The organism is Microcystis sp. LE18-22.4A, from assembly GCF_027531105.1.
GTDB classification, from domain to species: Bacteria; Cyanobacteriota; Cyanobacteriia; order Cyanobacteriales; family Microcystaceae; genus Microcystis; species Microcystis aeruginosa.
The window spans coordinates 1-5,411 of the sequence record NZ_JAPZRB010000311.1 but is presented as its reverse complement, the minus strand read 5'-3'; the positions used below and the strand labels follow the sequence as shown (position 1 = coordinate 5,411).

Genomic DNA, 5,411 nt, shown 5'->3' with positions numbered 1-5,411 from the left:
GAACCCTTATATAGAAAGGCATTTAGCGATTTTTGTCAATTGTTTTTGCTCTAGAGCGAACTAATCAATTAAGTCTCTTGCCAGATAAGGATTTAGTCGATTTATGCCCCCCTATCGAACCATACCAAGTAACGAAGAACCCTTAAATTCTTTTTCTGAAACCAACACCCGCTAAACCAAAGGCTAACAGAGCAAGCAAGGAAGAAGGTTCAGGGACGGGAATGGGAGTTCCATCAAATTGAACCTCTGAGAAGCCGGCATTAGAACCGGTCCATCCCCAGTTACTAGCAACAACAAACCGGACAAAGGACGCAGTAACCGGAGAAAAGCTGTACACCGCCGGAGGTATAGCAGCGTTAGCTGCGATAGCAAACTGAACAGGAGCACCGGCTATAGTAGTCCAAGTTGTACCATTGGTGGAGGATTGAACAGTCACATCTTTAATTCCGGCAGTGAAGATGTCCCGATTGAAGTTCCAGAAGCTAAAACCAGCGAGGCTATAGCTGCCATTGAGATTAAAAGTGACATTACCAGTGACAATGTTCGGCGCTGACAGCCAAGCATTACCTCCAATTGCCGTAGCATGATTCCCCGTCAGACTTGGTGTATTACCTGGCAACCCTCTTCCATTGACAGTATCGGCTATATTAACATCAGCAGGATTAACAACACCCATATCGGTGGAAGCAGTAACTCCTGTAATCAGAGCGGCTTGGGCGTTTTGTGTCACCCCAAATATTAACCCTAAAGTGGCAGTGGATAAAACAAGGGGCTTAATGGCGAGTTTCATCGGCAAATTTCCTTCAATAATTAACGGAAATGATTTTATTTTTTTTTTTTTTTGCCCATTTCTGCTAATTTTGATACAGTTTTTTCCCATTTTTTATGGTAAAGAAGCCAGGTTTATTATCAGAAAAAAAGGTTAGAACAGGTTTCTCGCCTGTTCTAACCTCTGACTGACTTAAGCCGGTCTTCCCTCCACCACCTTATCAATTAAACCGTAGGCGACGGCTTCCTCGGCGGAGAGGAAATAATCGCGGTCCGTGTCTTTTTCGATGCGTTCGATGGTTTGTCCGGTGCGATTAGCCATAATTTCGTTTAATTGCTGGCGAATACGCAGGATTTCCTTAGCTTCAATGTCGATATCCGTCGCTTGCCGGCGCCCGGTTCCGCCCATGGGTTGGTGAATCATAATCCGCGCATGGGGAAGGGCGAGACGCTTACCCGGACTACCGGAAGCCAGTAAAAATGCCCCCATAGAGGCCGCTAATCCCACACAAATAGTCACCACTTCCGCTTTGATGTACTGCATGGTGTCGTAGATGGCCATACCGGCGGTAACGGAACCCCCCGGCGAGTTGATATAGAGATAGATGGGTTTAGTGGGGTCTTCCGAGTCGAGATAAAGCATTTGGGCCACAAGGGCATTGGCTAACCCGTCGGTGACTTCCTGCCCCAAAAAAAGAATGCGTTCCACCGAAAGACGGCTGTAAATGCTAATCCACTGTTCGTATTGGCTACCCGGCAGACGGTAGGGAACTTTTGGCACACCGATAGGCATAATTGGTAACAACTCCTGCTAATTTGTAATAAATCTTAACTAACTTGGGCGAGGGGTTTCGGTAGTTCCTTGCGACTTTCGAGAACGCGATCGATTAATCCGTAGTCTTTCGCCTGTTGTGGGGTGAGATAGAAGGTGCGATCCATATCTTTCGCCAGTTTTTCGGTGGTTTGACCCGTATTTTTCGAGAAAATTTCCAACATCGTCTGTTTGTTGGCGATTACTTCTTTGGCGCGAATCTGGATATCGGTGGCTTGTCCTTGCGCCCCAGTGCGGTTTTGGTTGAGAACGATGGTAGCGTGGGGTAAGGAGGCGCGAAAACCCTTGGTTCCCGCAGAAAGAATCATCGCTGCAGTTCCCATGGCCTGCCCGATACAGATAGTATGAACGGGAGGTTTAATGTAGTTGAGGGTGTCACAGATGGCGAAAGCTTCGGTTTCGTAGCCGATCGCGTCCCCCGTGTACCAGGATGTGCCGGTAGAGTTGATATAGAAGAAAATCGGTTTTTCGGGATCGTCAAATTGCAGGTAAAGCAGTTGCGCGATAATTAATTCCGTCACGTCCACCCCGACATTGCGCTTGACATCATCGGAGGAAAATAAGGGCAACCCCAGATAGACAATTCTCTCTTTGAGCAGGAGAGATTCTAAGTCCGGTGGTGGTGTCCGATAGGCTGCATCCCCATAATAGGCAGTTTGTACCGCTTTAATCACTGAGTTCATCGAGTTTTTCCGTCATACACAGTATCCTGCTTTTGATTTTAACGTAATCGGGTTGACCGATTCTGTGGGGGTGTTTTTAGCTAGGTTCGTCTCCAGGAATCCCTCATCGACTGCCCGCAGATCTAATACTAAATTCTCTTTAAAAGGTATGGGAGAGCCTGGTGTAGGGTGTAGAGTGTAGGGTGTGAAAACTTTGTACCTCACCATTAAGATAACTGCGATCAGACTTAAAATAGATGGACTCGCAGCATATTCTGTTCTTTTTGTCAAAAAAACTTTCTCTTTGCAACAAAACTACACAATTAATTGATCAACGGGTTGGCTTAAAAAAGGCTCTTTAACCGCCAGTTGTTACTGTTCTTAAATAGGTTAGTGTAGATTTAGCAACGGTTTTCAGGCTCAACAGACAGCTAAAAACCCCAAAAAGCACAGAACATCCCATCATCTCATACTGCGAAATTATACCATAATCGCTGGAAGTATTGCAACCTCGTAAACAAATGAGAATTATTTTCAATAAATTCCTAAGAAAAGGTAAATATTGCGAAATGTAAATTTTAATATGCTCAACTATTAAAGCTTGTTTGATATAAAAAACTTATAATACTAAATCCGTTGAGTATAGGCTACATATCAGGACAGGCACTCATGCAAGAGGCAAAAGAGGGAATAAATAATCAGTTTTTAATAACTGGATTTAGTATAAGTAGGGAGGCACAATTATTTGTAGGATGGGTTAGCGGTAGCGTAACCCATGCGGGCGTTGGGTTTCATGCTTCAACCCAACCTACTGATCACTGATTACTGATAACTGATCACTGATTACTGATCACTGATGACTGATGACTGAATTGATGATCTGAGAGAAACTTTAAACAGGAGTGACAACTGCTGTTAAAGCGGCAGTAACCGCGTCCATCGGTTGATTACCGTCGATATGGTTAAGAGTGCCTTTTTGACCGTAATAATCTAAAACGGGGGCAGTTTGGTCGATATAAACCTGTAGGCGACGGGAGATCGTTTCTTTAGTATCATCTTGACGACCGCGTTGCATGAGACGCTCAATTAAGACCGTATCTGGTACAGCCAAATTAACCACAAATGTGTAACTATCGGCCAATTCTTCCAGTAATGCGTCTAAAAAGCTCGCCTGTGCCACCGTGCGGGGAAAACCATCAAGAATCCAACCCTTAGCACTGTCAGGCTGTTTTAAACGTTCCTGAATTAAACCTAATAACAACTCATCGGGGACTAATTCGCCCTTTTCCACATAAGCTTGTGCTTGTTGACCAAGTTCTGTCTTCTCTGTAATTGCTTGACGTAAAATTTCACCGGTAGAAATATGGGGAATCGTCAGAGATGCCGCTAATTTTGCCGCTTGGGTACCTTTTCCCGATCCGGGCGGTCCCAAAAATATCACACCGATCCGTTTGCTCATGGATTAAATATAGGGTTTTAAGGAAAAAATAACCAGTAACCGCTAAAAGGTCACTGGCTGACTATCTAACTACTGTTTAATCATGTCCTCATAGCGTTGAGACATGACATAGGTTTGAATTTGTTTGGCGGTATCGATCGCCACCCCCACCAGAATTAACAGGGAAGTTGCCCCCAAACCGCGAAAAGTGGTGACACCGGTGGCGCTTTCTACCAAAGTCGGCACGGTAGCCACCAAACTTAAAAAGAGAGCGCCCAAAAGGGTGAGACGATTCAGCACCCCTTCCAGATAATTAGTAGTAGCGGTTCCAGGTCGAATCCCCGGAATACTGGCCCCCATTTTTTTCAGGTTTTGGGACATATCTTTGGGGTTAACGATCAGGGAAGCGTAGAAGAAACTAAAACCGAGAATTAGTAAGCTATAAAAAGCCACATAACCCCAACTATCGGGACGCAGGGCATTAACCAACTGGACTAAAACCTGACCGACCGGGTTATCCGTGGGTAAAGCTTGCACCAATTGGAAAGGTAACACCAACACTGCCGAGGCGAAAATAATCGGCATCACGCCCCCTTGATTGAGTCGTAGGGGTAGATAACTGGTTCTTTCCCGATAGAGACGACGACCCACCTGACGACGGGCAGAAACAATCGGAATCCGACGGGTTCCTTCCTGAACAAAAACAATGCCGATAATCATCACCAAGAAAACCAGCAAGAGAATCACCACTTGAGCGATCGCTTGTCGGCCACCCTGTTGAGCAAAAGTAATCGTATCACCGAGGGTTTTTGGTAAAACAGCGACAATGTTGACAAAAATCAACAAAGATGCTCCATTTCCCAGACCGCGTTCCGTAATCAGTTCCGAAATCCACATCACGAACATAGAACCCGCCACTAAAGCGAGAACCGTAGCAGCGATCGAGGGTAAAGTTCCGGCCACAACGCCGTTAGCCACCAATAAACCGAGAGTAATGCCGATACTTTGAATAATTGCCCAACCAAAGGCAATATAACGGGTAATTTGGGCAATTTTTCGCCGTCCTGCTTCTCCTTCATTTTTCTGTAAATCTTCCAAAGAAGGAAGGGCAGCGGTGAGCAGTTGCACGATAATTGAGGCGTTGATATAGGGAAGAATGCCGAGGGCAAAAATCCCTAACGTCGATAATCCTCCCCCGGTAAACAGGTCAAGGATTCCCAAAGCGGCGTTACCTTGAATAATTTCTGCTAATCTTGCCCGATCCAAACCGGGTATCGGTACAAACATCCCAAAACGGAGCAGAATCAGTAAACCCAATGTAATCAACAAGCGACCGCGTAAACCAGCCGCCTGTGCCATTTGCATAAACGTTTCCTGTGCCGTGGGAGCCTTATCACGACTAACGACCATTAACAGTTACCTCTAGTGCAGTTTTTTTTATGGGAAAAAGTAATCGAGGGGGAAAACTTTCTCGATTTTTTTAAGATTTCCCCTGTCTTTCTTATGATATAGCAATCAGGTCTTGGGGGTTGGGTGTGGGGTGTGGGGTGTGGGGTGTAGGGTGTGGGGTGTGGGGTGTGGGGTGTGGGGTGTGGGGTGTGGGGTGTAGGGGGTGGGGAGTCGGGAGTTGGGAGTAGGGTGTGGCTAGTGGGGACGTGGGAAGAATCAATAAAAAAACTCTCCTGAATACTGACTCCTGAATACTGACTCC

The 5,411-nt window shown here is 45.8% G+C and carries 5 protein-coding genes; all 5 read right to left on the bottom strand.

Translation table 11 applies throughout. From position 1 onward, the window contains the following. Positions 1 to 142 precede the first annotated feature (142 nt). The 5 genes from O9295_RS14010 to secY all read right to left on the bottom strand — a co-directional run bounded on the left by O9295_RS14010 (position 143) and on the right by secY (position 5,110). Positions 143 to 790 (bottom strand): discoidin domain-containing protein, encoded by a 648-nt coding sequence (locus O9295_RS14010; RefSeq protein ID WP_147071413.1) that lies wholly within the window; start codon positions 788 to 790, stop codon positions 143 to 145. Positions 791 to 961: 171 nt separating this feature from the next. Then, positions 962 to 1,561, bottom strand: coding sequence for an ATP-dependent Clp protease proteolytic subunit (locus O9295_RS14005; protein ID WP_002734165.1), 600 nt, complete (start codon positions 1,559 to 1,561; stop codon positions 962 to 964). Positions 1,562 to 1,596: 35 nt separating this feature from the next. After that, the gene (locus O9295_RS14000) at positions 1,597 to 2,283 is read right to left on the bottom strand and encodes an ATP-dependent Clp protease proteolytic subunit (protein ID WP_002746650.1); all 687 of its coding nucleotides are present in this window, start codon (positions 2,281 to 2,283) and stop codon (positions 1,597 to 1,599) included. A gap of 871 nt (positions 2,284 to 3,154) precedes the next feature. Next, the gene (locus O9295_RS13995; protein ID WP_287973270.1) at positions 3,155 to 3,721 is read right to left on the bottom strand and encodes an adenylate kinase; all 567 of its coding nucleotides are present in this window, start codon (positions 3,719 to 3,721) and stop codon (positions 3,155 to 3,157) included. Positions 3,722 to 3,790: 69 nt separating this feature from the next. Continuing rightward, on the bottom strand, positions 3,791 to 5,110 hold the full coding sequence (secY, locus tag O9295_RS13990; protein ID WP_147071403.1) for a preprotein translocase subunit SecY: 1,320 nt from the start codon (positions 5,108 to 5,110) through the stop codon (positions 3,791 to 3,793). Positions 5,111 to 5,411: the final 301 nt, after the last annotated feature.